Origin of the sequence: Tolypothrix sp. FACHB-123 (genome assembly GCF_014697075.1) — a bacterium.
Taxonomy (GTDB): Bacteria; Cyanobacteriota; Cyanobacteriia; order Cyanobacteriales; family Nostocaceae; genus Aulosira.
Genome location: NZ_JACJRE010000048.1, coordinates 42,765 through 57,931, shown reverse-complemented (window position 1 = coordinate 57,931; position 15,167 = coordinate 42,765). Strand labels below are relative to the sequence as shown.

Annotated in this window: 19 protein-coding genes; 13 read left to right on the top strand and 6 right to left on the bottom strand. The window is 40.3% G+C overall.

Features of this window, described 5'->3' with window-relative positions:
• The first annotated feature begins 391 nt into the window (after positions 1-391).
• The 3 genes from H6G41_RS25520 (at position 392) to H6G41_RS25510 (ending at position 3,624) form a co-directional block, all read left to right on the top strand.
• The gene (locus H6G41_RS25520; protein ID WP_190749862.1) at positions 392-1,030 is read left to right on the top strand and encodes a histidine phosphatase family protein; all 639 of its coding nucleotides are present in this window, start codon (positions 392-394) and stop codon (positions 1,028-1,030) included.
• 461 nt (positions 1,031-1,491) lie between these two features.
• A complete protein-coding gene (locus tag H6G41_RS25515) occupies positions 1,492-2,817 on the top strand; it encodes a hypothetical protein (RefSeq protein WP_190749860.1) in 1,326 nt (441 codons plus the stop codon).
• Between the two features lie 210 nt (positions 2,818-3,027).
• The gene (locus tag H6G41_RS25510; protein WP_190749858.1) at positions 3,028-3,624 is read left to right on the top strand and encodes an SH3 domain-containing protein; all 597 of its coding nucleotides are present in this window, start codon (positions 3,028-3,030) and stop codon (positions 3,622-3,624) included.
• A 268-nt stretch (positions 3,625-3,892) separates the two neighbouring features.
• Here the strand turns inward: H6G41_RS25510 and H6G41_RS25505 are convergent, their stop codons facing one another.
• Both H6G41_RS25505 and H6G41_RS25500 read right to left on the bottom strand, forming a co-directional pair.
• Positions 3,893-5,260, bottom strand: a complete 1,368-nt coding sequence (locus tag H6G41_RS25505) for a DUF3370 domain-containing protein (protein WP_190749857.1) — start codon at positions 5,258-5,260, stop codon at positions 3,893-3,895.
• A 40-nt stretch (positions 5,261-5,300) separates the two neighbouring features.
• Positions 5,301-5,813 (bottom strand): peptidase C15, encoded by a 513-nt coding sequence (locus H6G41_RS25500; protein ID WP_190749855.1) that lies wholly within the window; start codon positions 5,811-5,813, stop codon positions 5,301-5,303.
• Between the two features lie 58 nt (positions 5,814-5,871).
• On the opposite strand from H6G41_RS25500, the gene hisH reads away from it, so the two are divergent.
• Positions 5,872-6,507 carry an imidazole glycerol phosphate synthase subunit HisH gene (gene hisH / locus H6G41_RS25495; protein WP_190749853.1) on the top strand — a complete coding sequence of 212 codons (636 nt, stop codon included), beginning with the start codon at positions 5,872-5,874 and terminating at the stop codon, positions 6,505-6,507.
• Positions 6,508-6,610: 103 nt separating this feature from the next.
• Entirely contained in the window at positions 6,611-7,186 is a 576-nt protein-coding gene (gene rsmD / locus H6G41_RS25490; protein WP_190749851.1) for a 16S rRNA (guanine(966)-N(2))-methyltransferase RsmD, read from the top strand.
• A 39-nt stretch (positions 7,187-7,225) separates the two neighbouring features.
• Here rsmD and petG read toward each other — a convergent pair whose 3' ends face one another.
• Entirely contained in the window at positions 7,226-7,339 is a 114-nt protein-coding gene (gene petG, locus H6G41_RS35380; protein WP_190749849.1) for a cytochrome b6-f complex subunit V, read from the bottom strand.
• A gap of 208 nt (positions 7,340-7,547) precedes the next feature.
• Here petG and H6G41_RS25480 point away from each other — a divergent pair, with 208 nt between their 5' ends.
• Entirely contained in the window at positions 7,548-7,922 is a 375-nt protein-coding gene (locus tag H6G41_RS25480; protein ID WP_190749847.1) for a cytochrome c, read from the top strand.
• 314 nt (positions 7,923-8,236) lie between these two features.
• Positions 8,237-8,437 carry a hypothetical protein gene (locus H6G41_RS25475; RefSeq protein WP_190749845.1) on the top strand — a complete coding sequence of 67 codons (201 nt, stop codon included), beginning with the start codon at positions 8,237-8,239 and terminating at the stop codon, positions 8,435-8,437.
• Between the two features lie 19 nt (positions 8,438-8,456).
• Here H6G41_RS25475 and H6G41_RS25470 read toward each other — a convergent pair whose 3' ends face one another.
• Positions 8,457-9,212 (bottom strand): amino acid ABC transporter ATP-binding protein, encoded by a 756-nt coding sequence (locus H6G41_RS25470; RefSeq protein ID WP_190749843.1) that lies wholly within the window; start codon positions 9,210-9,212, stop codon positions 8,457-8,459.
• A 21-nt stretch (positions 9,213-9,233) separates the two neighbouring features.
• On the opposite strand from H6G41_RS25470, the gene H6G41_RS25465 reads away from it, so the two are divergent.
• Positions 9,234-10,739, top strand: a complete 1,506-nt coding sequence (locus H6G41_RS25465; protein ID WP_190749841.1) for an ABC transporter permease subunit — start codon at positions 9,234-9,236, stop codon at positions 10,737-10,739.
• A gap of 138 nt (positions 10,740-10,877) precedes the next feature.
• On the top strand, positions 10,878-11,477 hold the full coding sequence (locus H6G41_RS25460) for an MBL fold metallo-hydrolase (protein ID WP_190749838.1): 600 nt from the start codon (positions 10,878-10,880) through the stop codon (positions 11,475-11,477).
• 59 nt (positions 11,478-11,536) lie between these two features.
• On the opposite strand, the gene H6G41_RS25455 is transcribed toward H6G41_RS25460, so the two are convergent.
• The gene (locus H6G41_RS25455) at positions 11,537-11,854 is read right to left on the bottom strand and encodes a muconolactone Delta-isomerase (protein ID WP_190749836.1); all 318 of its coding nucleotides are present in this window, start codon (positions 11,852-11,854) and stop codon (positions 11,537-11,539) included.
• An 89-nt stretch (positions 11,855-11,943) separates the two neighbouring features.
• Positions 11,944-12,477: an MgtC/SapB family protein gene (locus tag H6G41_RS25450; protein WP_199316301.1), complete on the bottom strand. Its 534-nt coding sequence runs from the start codon at positions 12,475-12,477 to the stop codon at positions 11,944-11,946.
• 618 nt (positions 12,478-13,095) lie between these two features.
• Between H6G41_RS25450 and H6G41_RS35375 the strand changes: the two genes are divergently transcribed.
• From H6G41_RS35375 to mtnB, 4 genes are read left to right on the top strand one after another with little or no spacing between them, the layout of a single operon-like run.
• Entirely contained in the window at positions 13,096-13,233 is a 138-nt protein-coding gene (locus tag H6G41_RS35375; protein WP_242038042.1) for a hypothetical protein, read from the top strand.
• A 35-nt stretch (positions 13,234-13,268) separates the two neighbouring features.
• Positions 13,269-13,820 carry an acireductone dioxygenase gene (locus H6G41_RS25440; RefSeq protein ID WP_190749834.1) on the top strand — a complete coding sequence of 184 codons (552 nt, stop codon included), beginning with the start codon at positions 13,269-13,271 and terminating at the stop codon, positions 13,818-13,820.
• Positions 13,821-13,855: 35 nt separating this feature from the next.
• Entirely contained in the window at positions 13,856-14,485 is a 630-nt protein-coding gene (locus H6G41_RS25435) for an HAD-IB family phosphatase (protein WP_190749832.1), read from the top strand.
• Positions 14,486-14,495: 10 nt separating this feature from the next.
• Positions 14,496-15,122: a methylthioribulose 1-phosphate dehydratase gene (gene mtnB, locus H6G41_RS25430; RefSeq protein ID WP_190749830.1), complete on the top strand. Its 627-nt coding sequence runs from the start codon at positions 14,496-14,498 to the stop codon at positions 15,120-15,122.
• Positions 15,123-15,167: the final 45 nt, after the last annotated feature.

The window sequence follows — 15,167 nt, the reverse complement described above, 5'->3', positions numbered from 1 at the left end:
TGTTTATCTGAAGCTGATAAGATAGCCTCATATTCTGACAATTGATTACATGCAACCTTCGTTCGGAAAGTTTGAGCCATGACTTCGCAACGTTTGTATAGGGGGGTCAATGTAATGACCATCTGGGTATAAAATTGCTTCCGCTCTCAATCGTTTTATTACTGAACTAATGCGTTCAGTTTAGCTGTTTGGGGAGTTTGCCAACTTTGTCCTTATGTTGCCTTAATACTTAGTAATAGCTGAAACCGCTACTTTTGTCTTCGATTTCAAAATTTTGTCGTTGATTGACTTTTTTAGTTGATGACTTTGTCCTGGTGTCACATACTCGATTGCGAGATTGATGATAGTTTATTTTTGCACAAACTCCTTTATTCCAATCGCGATACAAGCTATGACACTCAATTTATATTTACTGCGACATGGAGAAACTACTTTTAGTCAAAGTGGTAATTTTTGCGGTGAAACTGATGCGGAGTTGACAACAGAAGGGATACAAATGGCAGAAAGTTTTGCCGATGTTTATCAAAAATTGAAGTGGGAAGCGGTTTATGTTAGCCCGATGAAACGTACAATTGCAACTGCCAAGCCATTTTGTGATGCTATCGGTATGGATATGCAGTTGCGTGAGGGACTTAGAGAAGGTAGTTACGGTGAATGGGAAACCAAGAGTAAATCGTTTGCCCAAGAGAATTACGCCCAAAACTATGTAAACTGGTTGACAGAACCAGCTTGGAATGCACCACTAGGTGGAGAAACTGCGGTAGATATTGCTAACCGTTCTATGCCTGTGATTGCTGAAATTCAAGAAAAACATCCCCAAGGAAATGTTTTAGTAGTTTCCCATAAAGCCACGATTCGGATTATGCTTTGCAGTTTATTGGGAATTGATTTGGGACGCTATCGCTATCGGGTGAATATTTTGGTTGCGTCGGTAAGTATGGTTAAATTTGATGTTAATGGCCCTTTATTAGAAATATTAGGCGATCGCCATCATATACCCGATCGTCTTCGCTCTCGTCCGGGAACATAATACATAATAGTCCCTACTAGTAGTTTGTCAATACATTATTGACATGATATCTGCGGAAGCGGCAACAAAATCTAGGCAAGAAAAAGTAATTACTTCTGTTTTGTCACTTTCCCGGAGGGCGATCGCGAGAAACCTCGGCAATTAATACAAGCTATACTTTTAGAAAAAATAGGTTTTGTATTTGTTTTTAGAAAAGAATTGCGCGTAGGCGTAGCCCTTCGTAACGAAAAGTCGGAGATAAGGCTTCCTTAGATCTGAACTTTTCAAGCTAGACATCGCTTGCTATATAAAGTTTCTAGAATTCAGAAATGGCCAATGTTTTCGGAGAGTGACACAATAGGGGTAATATATAGTCTTGGCTAAATTTGCTGAATCTGCATCTTCATAAATCTAGCAATAGCTAGATGCGCTAATAGTCTCAAAGGCTCTAATCTACCTCTGTTGGTTAGAGAAATAAACTTGTGGATGCAATATTAGGGCGAGCGCACGTACTTAAACAAGCTGTGGTAGATTTTGTATTGGACGCAGAAGGTGATTTAGCACAGGCTTTGGAAACTTATGCAGCCGGAAAGTTACGCACAGGTAATGGTAACATTGCACAGCAAGACTTAGTAATTGATAGCTTTATTACAGAAGGGAAAGTAGGCGATAAGTCACCACTAGATTTATTTATCGATAGCCATCCCGATCTACCTCAAAGCGATCGCAATTTAGTTGCTAGTTGGCATCGTAGCTTCATGGGCTTATTTGCCATTACGAAGATATTACCTGATGGCTTTGAGTTAAGGAACTGGTTGACTGATAAATATTACATCGTTAAACCTAATAATATCCAAACCCTACAAGAAACATCTCGATTTAAAGAAGGAGAAATTCTGCTAACTCGCATTTCTCCCGTTACTGATAGTTACTGGACATTTTTTAGTAACTATACAATTATGGGTAAATTGGGTAAACCTAAACTAGCTGTAGCTATTGGTAATTTCAAAGAAGAATATAAAAATCATCTTTACAGTGATGCGCCAGATTTGCTAGAAGAAGCTTGGCAATCAGTTTTCCAATATCATCAGCAGTTTGTAGAATTTTTTGGCACAGATGAAATCACACTACCAGGATATCAACTAAATAAGAAAATAGGTGAATTTCAAGAATTAATTACTGAGAAGTATTTAGCAGCTACAGGTATTGACACCTCTAAGCCTCTAAATGAATTAGTACAAGAAGCAGGAATTAATGAAGAGGAAATCAAAGCAGCAGTCAAAGAAATGGGTGCTGATGCGAATTTAGCGTCAGAAATATTTAAAAATAATAGCAGCAGTAAGATGGTAATGCCAAAGGTTGATTTACCTGGTGAATTGAAGAAAGCAGAACAGGTGACAGCGATTTCTCATCCTCGTTGGGGACAAATGTTTTTACCAACATATAGTAAAATAAAAACCATCTTATCAGCAGCAGATTGGCAAAATATTGAAGGTGCGCAAAAACTAATTCGCTTTTATTTAGAAGATAAAAGTATTAATGCTTTTATTTGGTATCGATTAGCCCAAGAGTATCCTCACACATTAGAAAATGTACTGCAAACAGTTTTGCAACGTGCTGATTTTCAGTTGAGTAGGGATTTAGATGCTCTGTTACAAGAATTTAACAAACCTCTAGAGCCAGATTTACCAGAAATTGCTAGCGTTCCTGTACATCTGCATAACTTATTTCAAGCAGCCTTAGGAGAAGTGCAAAAATCTAAACCACAAGGGAAGGGACAAAAAAAAGTAGCAAAGGGTTTTAAATAATTTACTGACTATCAAGGGTGCTGAAAAATCAAGGGCTACAGTCCTGATTAAAAAATCATACAAGCAAGTAAGAAATATTCCAGGGCTTTTACCTGCTCGCACTTGGGTACATTATTAAGAAATTTAAGTATATTTTTTCCCTATTTGGTGACACAGTAGTATCATTTGAAGCGTCCATTGTCAAAAAATCAAATTTGGCTGAGTAAGAACATGACAAATTCCAACCAAATTCTCCCAAATGAAGGCGTTTTGAAGACAAATACTTCTAACACGAATGTGGTTAATATTCGTTCTGCTCCCTTAATTAAGGAAGGTAATATTATACGCCAAGGAAAAGCAGGCGATCGCGTCAAAATTTTAGATAAACAAAAGCCTTCAGGAGATACTCGTACTTGGTACAAAGTGCAATTTGGTACGCAAGCGAAAGACGTTGGCTGGGTACGGGAAGATGTAATTACCTTAGTTAGCAAACCATCATCACCAGACAAAAATCCTACAGATGCACAAACACTAGTATTTTTTGTGACCGATGCCAAAACCGTGAGAATTTACAAACAGGATCAGGTATATATGAATGTCTATGACAACAAAACTGAAGTTACAGAACGTGCTCCTGCTGCCAAATTACCCAACAATGATACTAAGAACTACTGGACAACATACATTGCCATCAAAGATGGCTCTACCTATCAAGTAAGATTTATTCCTGGGGCTGATACGGAACTGACAATTCTGCGTAATAATCAGGTAATTTTGCAACAAAAAGGTTTTCGTGCTGACGGTAGTGAATACAGGCCTAAGTCATAACAAATTGCTAATTCTTTAGAAATAAATTAGCTAAGAGGTCATTTATCAAGTAAACCTCAGTAAGGGAGACAGTCTGCAATTTAGATTTGGGTAGAATAACTATAAAAATGCGAGTGACTCCCTCATATTAATTGGATTTATACTTGATAAATTACCTCTTAGTCAAAAAAATTACTTAAAATTGTTGATAAATTCTTGATAATTAAAGTGTCATTTTAATGCGATCGCCTGGAGGCATATCTTCAATGGCGATCGCTTAATTTGTTGATTACCGATTTTCAGCTTGAGTTGCAACTGTTAATACTTGCGGTGGGGAAGCATCGGGGGGATAGATAAAGTCTACTTGTACCAAGCGGCGATCGCCTGCTGGCATATTTAATCTAGTTAAGGGTTTTCCTGCTTGCCCTCGGGTTTGGATTAGGTGTACAAATTGGGTTTGCGCCTTACCTTGGTCATCTTTATAACGCACCCGCACCGTACCCCGGAAAAATACTTGCTTGGCTGGGGTATTGAAAAAGCGTAATCCTGGTTTGATTAATTGATCCTCTTTTATCGGTGTTTGAAATGACACAGTCACAGTTTGTGGACTTTGACTATTATTATATAGTGGCAATTTCAAACTATATTGAATGCCATAGTTGCCATGAGCGCGATATGCGGTGTCAGGATAGCGCACCAGCATCTTTGCACTTTGAATTTGATTAGTTCCCAAGGTACCACCATGCAAGGTGCTTAAAGCGTAAGAGAAGGCTTGTCCCGGTTGGGGAATTGTCAGGTATTTGGCTTTGGGTTCATCTACCAATAAGGCGCGCCACTGGGAACCACTGGCAACTCCAGATACACGACCGTAAATGCGGGGTTTACCAGTCTCTTCTAAAGGCGTGGGGACTTTATCTCTGGGGCCAGCCACATCACTATTATTCAGTAAATTTTGCCACTCTGCTAAAGTTGGCGCTCGCTCGCTACCATCGCTATTGGTTTGTGCAAACATGGCGAGGCTAGCTGCATAAACTGTACCGTTACTTCGCAGCCGCATCAAAGTAGAGCGTCCATTCAAGGGAGGGGTAAGTTCTTTCACCGGAATTGGTAAATTTAGTAACATCTGACTTTCCCTGGGGGGAATAACTATTTGCGCCGGAAAAATTTCTTGTCGCCTACCTCTAAGTACTTCATTAGTAATGCGATCGCCTGGGCCGGAAAAAACCGTACCTAAGATATTGTTACTAAAAGATGGTAACTGAATAAAAGGTGCATCTGGTTGACTCAAATAACTAGCTGCTTGCAACACATTTATAGTTACTGGAGTCGCACCAGGATTATGCAATAGGATACCTAAATATAAAGAGCGTAAATTTTCTGCGGGTTCAGCTTTGGCAATATGGTGAGCAAAAACATCGAATCTGCCTTGAAAGGGAAAATTTAAATGAGCTGTTGGCACTTTTTTGCCATCTGGGGGAAAGGTAGAGAGTAAAATTCCTTCTTTCAATACCAATTCTGGACTATTGCTATTAAAAACCGGCACTGAATCAAGTTTTCCTGGTAAAGGACGGACAATTTGTGGTTGTACTACTTCTGCTGGTAGTTGTGCAGGCGAAATTGATTGAGCCAGACTCAAACTTAGTAACAATGGCAACATAAATTTAACTATTTTTTCCCTCATCAAGACGCTGACAAATTTATGAAAGTGCCAGTTTGTTAATTATTAATACGAAATCTGCCACAATGTTTACCAAATTTTCTGGCTGCAAAACTGGTACATGAACAAAGATGCAATTGGCTCGGATTTGGGATTGACGCAGGTGATCCAATACGGAATAATAAAGACCCTCACAGACAAATTTGCCGCAGTCGTGGCTAATCTCAATTCCCCTACCACCAGCCACTAATTTTTCTAAATCCACTTTTGTTTGCAAAACTCTTTCTTGACAACTAGCACAAAATTCCACTGTTAATTGCGTCCGGCTAGCCGCCATCCCACAACAGATAATGGAATCTGGTTGGAGTTCGTTGATTTTTTGAATTACGCGATCGCTAGCCAATTGCACATCTACAGGTAACTGACGTAAAAAAGTCAAATGATGCGGTAGGGTTTCAAGTTTGGTGACTTCTAGTAATAGATCGTCGGAAGAATTTGACTGTTGATCGCTTAGCCAAGTGTCAAAAGAAGTTAATAGAAATCTTTTCTTCATAAGAAATATTATTTAAAATAGAATCAGCCTCCATAATAAATTTACAAGGAGCAGGTCAATGCCAGTGATTGCGGTCGTAGATTACGAGATGGGAAATTTGCATTCAGTTTGCAAAGGCTTGGAAAAAGCTGGAGCTACTCCTAAAATCACTCATTCTTTTAAGGAAATAGAACAAGCAGATGCAGTCGTTTTACCCGGAGTAGGTGCTTTTGATCCAGCTGTCCAACACCTGCGATCGCGTGGTTTAGAACAACCTATTAAAGATACGATCGCATCTGGTAAACCATTTTTGGGTATCTGCTTGGGATTGCAAATTCTCTTTGAATCAAGTGCAGAAGGAACTCAACCAGGACTGGGAATTGTCAAAGGAAAAGTGAAACGGTTTATTCCCGAACCCGATATCACTATTCCGCACATGGGTTGGAATCAACTAGAAATAATTCAGCCAAAAAGTATTATGTGGGAGCATTTACCATCCCAACCTTGGGTGTATTTTGTTCACTCTTACTATGTTGAACCAACAGATCCGCAAATTCGTGCTGCAATAGTTACCCACGGTACTCAAACAGTCACCGCTGCGATCGCCCGTGATAACCTGATGGCAGTGCAATTTCACCCCGAAAAATCATCGAATATTGGATTGCAAATACTGTCTAATTTTGTTGCTCAAGTCCGAGAAGAAGTTGCCGCATAATATAATTTTATTTAGTTGTCAGTTGTTAGTTGTCAGTTGTCAGTTGTCAGTTGATAATTTTTGCTGCTGACTTAATGACTAATGATCAATTAACCAATGACAAATGAGTCTGAGAATTTACGGTAATCGCCAGCTAAAAACATTACCTGGTAAAGATACCAGACCCACGAGTGCGCGGGTACGGGAAGCTGTCTTTAATATTTGGCAGGGAGAGATAGCAGGTTGTAGCTGGTTAGATTTGTGTGCTGGTAGTGGTTCAATGGGTGCAGAGGCTTTGTGTAGAGGAGCCAGCTTAGTCATCGGCATTGAACAATCGAGCCGTGCCTGTAATCTTATTCAAGAAAATTGGCAGCGGGTAGCTCAGGCTGACCAAGAATGGAAAGTATTACGCGGAGATGTGCTCCAGCAGCTAAAAAATTTATCAGGCAAACAATTTGACAGAATATATTTCGATCCACCTTACGCTAGTGGATTGTATCAGTCGGTTTTAGAAGCGATCGCAGATTATCAACTTTTAAATTCTGACGGCGAACTCGCCGCTGAACACAGTTCCCAAGATTGGGTGACTCCAGTAATTGCCAATTGGGAAATTTGCCGCCAGAAAGTTTATGGCAATACAGGGTTGACATTTTTTAGATATGTGGAATTAGGGGCAGAGGAAGCAGAGGAGAAAACATGAATTATCAATGCCCAATGCTCCATGCCCCATACCCTAATCCTAGCCTCCTAGCTCAGTAGGGCGCTTATATTGCTTATAGGCAGCGTAAAACAGGCCAGCCAGGGTAACCACAATTAAACCAAGAACAATACCTGAGAGCAGGGGTTCAACCACTGTAAATCTCCTCTTTGCAATTATTAAACATTCGTTTCCTGTTTTTGATTTTACCAAATTGAGGTTAATCCGGCTCCCTACAGGATTTTGGACAGAGAACAGTGACAAGAAAATCTCGATCTGCGCTTGCAGACAGCATCAAGAACTTTTAAGCTATGTGTAGGAAATGAAAAACTTTTAGCACACCTCAACTTTAACTACAAACCTTTTGGATAACCAGATTACCAAACCTGAAACTCTAATTCAGCGGCTCGCTTTGCTGGCTCTTGCCGTAGTGCTAGCAATCTTTTTGGGCATTTTTGGTGTTCAAATGGTTCAAGCTGCCGATCCCTATGTCAAAAGTGTTTTAGCCCTTAGAGGCGATCCTGTTCAAGGAAACGCTATTTTTCAAATTAATTGTGCTGGTTGTCATGGTTGGCAAGCAGATGGGCGAGTAGGCCCCAGTTTGCAAAGCGTTTCTAAACACAAGTCTCGGTATGGATTAATTCACCAAGTAATTAGTGGAGAAACGCCACCAATGCCAAAATTCCAACCTAGCGCTCAAGAAATGGCAGACCTTTTGAGCTATTTAGAGTCTTTATAAGGAAAATTTTTCCGTTTTGACAAAGCCACGGCTTCAAGTCGTGGCTTTGTTGATTATTTCACCACTAAATTACGGATAGATTATTTAATAAAAAGTATCAATAATTACATTATTTGAATAATATTAAATTTTTTTGAAGAATTATCAGGGGTGATACCCATCAATTTTAATTCAAAAAAATTGATTTAAAGTTTTTTAATTAGTTGTATGAGGATTTCTATGATTCCTTGTGACGACGTAATGTCCAAGTTAGAATATGATTGTTTATCAACAATTAAAACAATTTTTGGCGACAGTCAACCCTAATTGAAAGTGTGAATTATCCAGTAAATCTACATGTATATGCTCCAGCACTGAGATCGTTAGAAGAACGTGACTGGAAAGCGATGACTGAATTATTTGACAGGGAAGATAGTGATGAAATTGAAGCTGATATCCGCAATAGTTTACTGTTGATGATTCCTGAACCTTGTTGGGAAGACGATCCCTTTGACTTTTTAAGTGAATATCTTTAAATCTAAGTTTTGACAACTTTTAAACAGCATTCAGACGACTGAGGAAAATACGTAGGCGATCGCTTTGAGGATGAGTCAAAACTTCATGAGCGGAACCTTGTTCAACCACAACACCTCGATCTAAAAATATGACTCGGTGTGCAACTTCTCGCGCAAATTGCATTTCATGAGTAACGACGACCATTGTCATTCCTTCCGCTGCTAATTGCTGCATGACTTGGAGCACTTCCCCAACTAGTTCCGGATCTAAAGCGCTGGTGGGTTCATCAAACAGCATAATCTGCGGATTCATACATAAACTCCGCGCGATCGCTACACGTTGTTTTTGTCCCCCAGAAAGTTGTTCGGGATAAGCCGAGGCTTTATCAAAAAGACCGACTTTTTCCAGATACAATCCTGCTAATTGAGCGCTTTCTTTCGCTGTTTTCCCCAAAACTTTACGGGGAGCAAGTGTGAGATTTTCCAGTACACTCAGATGAGGAAACAAGTTAAATTGTTGGAAAACCATACCCACTTGGGTTCTGAGTTGCCGCAATTGAGTATAGTTAATCTCAGATTGGGATAAATCTATACCATTAACTAATAAGCGTCCATGATTAATGGTTTCTAAACGATTGAAACATCGTAGTAGAGTGCTTTTACCACAGCCAGAAGAACCAATCACAGCCACTACCTCTCCGCGATTGATTTCACCTGTAATTCCTTGAAGAACTTTCAGGGAACCGAAGCTTTTTTCGATATTCTCAAAAGTAATCGCGGATGTGGAATTTTTCATCAGAGTTAAGGGTAAAAGGGAATGAATATAGCTAGATTGGCTGGGGTACGTTGGTTAAATTCGTTAGTGGCTACAGTATTGAGTTTATTGTTACTTGTTGGTTGTAGCGTTAATCCTAGTGTAGAAAAAACTTTGCGGATTGCTAATGAACCAGCATTTCCACCCTTTGAGTTTCTTGGAAGTGGTGGTAAGGCGCAAGGTTTTTCCCTTGATTTAATTAATGCGATCGCAGTGGCGGCTAATTTTAAAATTGATTTTCAAAGCATACCCTTTGATGGCATTATCCCGGCTTTGCAAGCCAAAACCGTAGATGCGGCGATTAGTTCAATTACCATTACCCAAGAAAGAGCCAAAACAGTTTCCTTTTCTCGCCCTTATTTTAAAGCAGGGTTAGCGATCGCTATCCGCGCTGACGATCAAGATATTACTAACTTGGATAGCCTGAAAAATAAAAGAATTGCTGTACAAATTGGCACAACCGCAGCTAAAAAAGCTCAGAGTATTCCCGGTGCCAAAATTCGCAGTTTTGATTCTGCACCTTTAGCCCTGCAAGAATTAGCCAATAATAATGTCGATGCAGTTATTAACGATGCCCCAGTTACTTTATACGCCATTAATACGGGTAATTTGAAAGGGTTAAAGGTAGTAGAGCAATTGGTAACAGAAGAATATTATGGCATTGCCACACCAAAAAATTCAGCAAACCTGGTATTAATTAACAATGGACTCGATAAAATCCTCAAAAATGGCACTTATGCCCAAATTTATCGTCAGTGGTTTAAAGCCGAACCCCCAACCTTACCAGCCACATCACCTTTTGAGGAGCAAACGGGTAATACAACTGGCTTATTCTATTCATTAAACATAATTTGGCGGTCTTTTCCCCTACTCTTACAAGGGGTCTTGGTGACATTACAACTCACAGTACTTTCTGTAGTGCTGGGTTTAGTTGGCGGTTCCCTGTTGGGTATTATTCGCCTTTCCCGGATCGCATCTGTGCGTTGGCTGGCGCGCGCTTATGTAGATTTTTTTCGAGGAACGCCGTTACTCGTGCAGATTTTTATGATTTATTTTGGCATACCTGCACTCATCCAAGAACTTGGTTTGACTTTCTCCTTTGATCGCTTAATTGCAGGGGTAATCGCCTTAAGTTTGAATAGCGCCGCTTATATTGCAGAAATCGTCCGCGCTGGGATTCAATCAATTGAACCAGGACAAGCAGAAGCTTCACAGTCCTTAGGTTTAAGTTCTTTCCAAACCATGCGTTATGTAATTTTTCCCCAAGCCTTCCGACGGATGATTCCACCTTTGGGGAATGAATTTATCAGTTTGTTGAAAGATACTAGCTTAGTTTCTGTAATTGGGTTTGAAGAATTAGTCCGCAAAGGACAGTTGATTGTTGCAGATAACTATCGCGCCTTTGAAATTTACTTCGCTGTGGCTATAGTTTACCTATGCTTAACACTGCTGTCTTCTCAAGCATTTAGTCGTCTAGAAGCCTGGATGAATCCCGTCAAACGTTCTTGAGTCATTAGTCATTAGTCCTCCTTCCCTTCCCTACATACATAAATTTATTTTCCCCAAAAATTAATCTCTATTACTACCTTGATTTCCAACCTAAATTTACCGATACTGAGTAATTGCAGGCATTGCCCCAAAATCAACATGAAATCTCTGCACCGTCCAGATCTCTATGGTTGGTCTCATTTTAATCTCGCCAGAAATATTGATTTCAATGGGATTGCTTGGATTCGTCCCCAAGGTAATATCCTGATCGATCCAGTGGCTTTATCAAATCATGATTGGAATCACATCGAGTCTCTTGGTGGTGTAGCTTGGATTGTACTGACAAATTCCGATCATGTCAGGTCATCTCCAGAAATTGCCAATCAAACTTATGCCAAAATAGCAGGGCCAGTAGGTGAGAAAGATAATTTCCCCATCGCTTGCGATCGCTGGTTGGTTGATGCTGAAGAGGTGGTTCCAGGATTAAAGGTGATTGAACTCCAAGGTTCTAAAACCCCAGGTGAATTAGCACTATTACTGGAGGAAACAACTTTAATTACAGGAGATTTAGTCAGGGCGCACAAAGCCGGGACATTAACCATGTTACCCCATGAAAAGCTTCTGAATCCCAAGGAAGCAGTGGCATCTGTGCAGAGATTAGCAGCACTGACTGAGGTTGAAGCTGTATTAGTCGGGGATGGTTGGTCAGTTTTTCGCGATGGACGCGATCGCTTAAAGGAACTGGTAGCAACTTTATAATTACTTAGGCGATCGGATTGAGCAAAGATGCGATCGCCATCAACATAAAGTTAAATTAATTATTTGCGATCTAAACGCGCTTTTAAATCGGCTGCAAAGTCCTCATATCTTCTCAAGGGAGTTACCTCCACTTGAACGCGCTGACCATTTTTCTGCATGATAGGTAAATCTAAGAGAATTTGATCCAGCACATCAGGAGTGGGAACATTAACAATCGCAATTACCCTTCTGGTACCAACACATTTCCATAAGTCTACAACTACCCCTGCCTCTTTGGCTTTGAGCGCCGCATCCGCTTCTTCTGCCCATATTGCAAACAGTTCTTTCTGAGATACATCATCAGGGTACTCTACATGAAAATCTAAGTGGTATAGCATAATAATTCACATTTTTAACCAACCAGTAGATATAGTACCAGGATGATTGCATCTAGTGTGTTAAAGGTCATTGGTAAGGTTATGTGAGATTAATCATCATCATCATCTACAGAATTAAGTGATTCTTCTCTAGTTCCAGATTTATGATGACCTTTATGACTAAAAAATGTGCGCTTGAGCTTTTTTACACCACTTAGGGTAATTAAAGTCAATATTCCTCCTAATAATCCCATTTGCCACAAACCACAGCCAATAGCTGCACCTAATCCCGCCGCAGTCCAAACACAGGCGGCTGTAGTTAAGCCACGTACTTTTGGCGCAGTCGATTTTCGCGGTGACTCTTGAAGAATCAATCCCGCACCGAGAAATCCCACACCAGTGGCTACACCCTGAATTGTGCGACTCAATGCATTGGTAGATGCAAAAGTACTATCGCCCTCAGCCTGTAAAGGAATCATGACGAATAAGGCAGCGCCCATACTCACCAACATAAAAGTTCTCATCCCTGCTGGTCTACCTCCTTGCTGACGATTCCAACCGATCGTGCAGCCTACTAACAAGGCTAGAGTCAGTCTGAATCCTATATGTAGCCAATCATCAGCATGAATTAACATCGGCCCCATTGCCATATTGCTCCTAGCGATAGAACTGAATTTTATGCCTATTCTTAGTAGGCTGGAGGCTACTCACACTTTTGGTATAAATGTCGAACTTCAATAAGTTAAGGCTAATTTAACAAAAGGTTATTAATAAGTAAACGAGTATACCCGAAATCACTATCCGGCTTGTCCTCTTCGCGATAGAAATTTTCAGAAAAACCCTCTTGCTAGACTCATCAAAATATGAGATAGTATTTAGTCTAGATTAAAATACAGTATATCTGTCGTTTTACCGTAGTTTATGAAGATAAGACTTATGCAGCTATTATCGTCCATTACCATCCACAAGAATGGATACTATCTGGTAAAAGCGATAGCTGATGAATATTGTTGTATCGGCAGTAACAGTAATTTGTCAGAATTTGTGAAATATTACATAAAAGTTTATTAACAAAAACTAATATTTTTCAAAATTAAAATAGCATTGCCAAAAAATTCTTCAATCAAAGTACTAGTAATCAAATTTATACCTCCGTTACTTTGTAGCAGATGGGTAGTAATATTCATCTGCTATCTTTCTCAAAAATTGAATTTAGTAATTAAGTAGTTTTTAATGCGAATCTCCAAGAATTCTCCCAGCGAGTGAGTTATATTTGCGATTTGCAAACAGGTGGTAAAATTTCTCCAGAAGAAGCTTACGAACAAATTCACAGACTCTGGAGACAATTGAAACTTGCTAAAAAGCAGCTAAATGCGGAACCGAGAGATGGGCGATTTTGAACAGATGTAGGCGCGATCGCTTTTGAGGAAGATTTATGGCGATTCTAAAACTCGAAAATGGCACTCAATACCAGGATTTACCAGAGATTACACGAGAATTGGCATCATTGAATATTCAACTCAATCAGTGGGATGTGGGAAGCGATCGCCAATTACATAAATTAATAGCCCAAGATAGCCTCAATGAAGCAGAAAAAGAACAAGTACTGCAAGCATTAGATGGCTATTTTCAGCAATTGCAACTCTCAGCTGGCTATCAGTCACGAGATTTGATTGTACTGCATCCCGGAATTCCCAACTTAGATGAGTTACTAGTTAAATTTGCCCAGATCCACACCCATGCTGATGATGAAGTCCGCTACATCATCGATGGCGAAGCAGTTTTTGGCTTTGTCCGTCCCGATGGTAGCCAAGTAGAACTGACAGTGCAACCACAAGAATACATCAACGTCCCCGCCAATACCGAACATTGGTTTCATCTTACGCCAGCCAAGCGAGTCAAAGCAGTGCGTTATTTTATTAGCACGGAAGGCTGGGTTCCTCAGTATACAGCCAAAGAAATTCGCATTCCCCAGGCTGTAAGGTGAAATAGGAAAAACAATCGAAACTGGGAGGATGAGACTTGAGGCGAATTGTCTTTTGCGACTTTGACGGGACGATTACAACCGAAGAAACCTTCGTTGCGGTGTTAAAAAAATTTGCACCAGAACTATCAGCAAAATTACTGCCCCAGATGTATGCCAGACAACTGACACTGCGACAGGGAGTCAGACAAATTCTGGAATCAATTCCCGCTTCACGCTACACCGAAATTTTAGAATTTACCCAAACCCAACCAATCCGCCCAGGATTTGTCCAACTGCTTGATTTTCTGGAGTTTCAGGGAGTACCGTTAGTTGTGATTTCTGGTGGGTTGCAGGGAATGGTAGAAACTGTCCTTGATAGGTTAGTGGAAAGGGTTCATGCGATCCATGCGGTAGATGTAGACACTACTGGTTCCCATTTAAAAGTCATTTCCCCTTATGAGGGAGGTACGGAACTAGTCGCCAAAGTTGAAGTCATGTCCAAATATCCAGCCTATCAGAAGATTGCGATCGGTGATTCCTTGACTGATTTAAATATGGGAATGCAAGCTTCTGTTGTTTTCGCACGCGATCGCCTAGCCGAGTATTTAGAAGAGCAACAAAAACCCTACATTCCTTGGGATAATTTCTCACAAATCCGCGAATATTTAGTGAAATTGTGGAAATAACTCTCATTTTATGACAACCCCCAGCCTCACAGATCCGCGCTTGGAACTCATCAACACCGCCCGCAGTTTTTACCAGCAAGGTTGGATGGCTGGAACAGCGGGAAATCTTTCTATCCGCCTAGCCGACGGTAGTTTTTGGATTACAGCTAGCGGTCGTTCTAAAGGAGAATTATTACTAAGCGATTTTGTCCTTATTAATACAAGTGATCAAATAGAAGCATCATCAACTGATATCAAACCTTCTGCTGAAACTGCTATTCATCAGATACTTTATTCCCTTTTCCCAGAAGCACAAGCCTGTTACCATATACACTCAATTGAGTCTAATTTAGTTGCCCACTTTACCTCAGAAGATTACCTATCCTTACCACCTTTAGAAATGCTCAAAGGCTTAGGAATTTACGAGGACAATCCTCGCTGTCTAATCCCCATCTTCGCAAATCATTTGCAAGTTTCCCGCATTGCAGCAGAAATTCAATACCGCTTTACCAATAATCCGCCACAAATTCCAGCCCTCCTGATCCGCAATCATGGTGTCACAGTTTGGGCATCTTCCCCCACAGCAGCCCGTAATCATATTGAACTCATAGAGTATATATTTCGCTACATGGTTGCTGCTCGCAGTCTGGGAATTTAGCCAGAAAGGAAAAGGAAAGGCTGTCATTTATAACCGCCTTTCCCT

Excerpts from the sequence above, each read along its gene's own strand:
- H6G41_RS25520 (WP_190749862.1), top strand. The coding sequence starts at position 392 with ATGACACTCAATTTATATTTACTGCGACATGGAGAAACTACTTTTAGT.
- H6G41_RS25510 (WP_190749858.1), top strand. The coding sequence starts at position 3,028 with ATGACAAATTCCAACCAAATTCTCCCAAATGAAGGCGTTTTGAAGACA.
- H6G41_RS25505 (WP_190749857.1), bottom strand. The coding sequence starts at position 5,260 with ATGTTGCCATTGTTACTAAGTTTGAGTCTGGCTCAATCAATTTCGCCT.
- H6G41_RS25500 (WP_190749855.1), bottom strand. The coding sequence starts at position 5,813 with ATGAAGAAAAGATTTCTATTAACTTCTTTTGACACTTGGCTAAGCGAT.
- hisH (WP_190749853.1), top strand. The coding sequence starts at position 5,872 with ATGCCAGTGATTGCGGTCGTAGATTACGAGATGGGAAATTTGCATTCA.
- rsmD (WP_190749851.1), top strand. The coding sequence starts at position 6,611 with ATGAGTCTGAGAATTTACGGTAATCGCCAGCTAAAAACATTACCTGGT.
- H6G41_RS25470 (WP_190749843.1), bottom strand. The coding sequence starts at position 9,212 with ATGAAAAATTCCACATCCGCGATTACTTTTGAGAATATCGAAAAAAGC.
- H6G41_RS25465 (WP_190749841.1), top strand. The coding sequence starts at position 9,234 with ATGAATATAGCTAGATTGGCTGGGGTACGTTGGTTAAATTCGTTAGTG.
- H6G41_RS25460 (WP_190749838.1), top strand. The coding sequence starts at position 10,878 with ATGAAATCTCTGCACCGTCCAGATCTCTATGGTTGGTCTCATTTTAAT.
- H6G41_RS25455 (WP_190749836.1), bottom strand. The coding sequence starts at position 11,854 with ATGCTATACCACTTAGATTTTCATGTAGAGTACCCTGATGATGTATCT.
- H6G41_RS25450 (WP_199316301.1), bottom strand. The coding sequence starts at position 12,477 with ATGGGGCCGATGTTAATTCATGCTGATGATTGGCTACATATAGGATTC.
- H6G41_RS25440 (WP_190749834.1), top strand. The coding sequence starts at position 13,269 with ATGGCGATTCTAAAACTCGAAAATGGCACTCAATACCAGGATTTACCA.
- mtnB (WP_190749830.1), top strand. The coding sequence starts at position 14,496 with ATGACAACCCCCAGCCTCACAGATCCGCGCTTGGAACTCATCAACACC.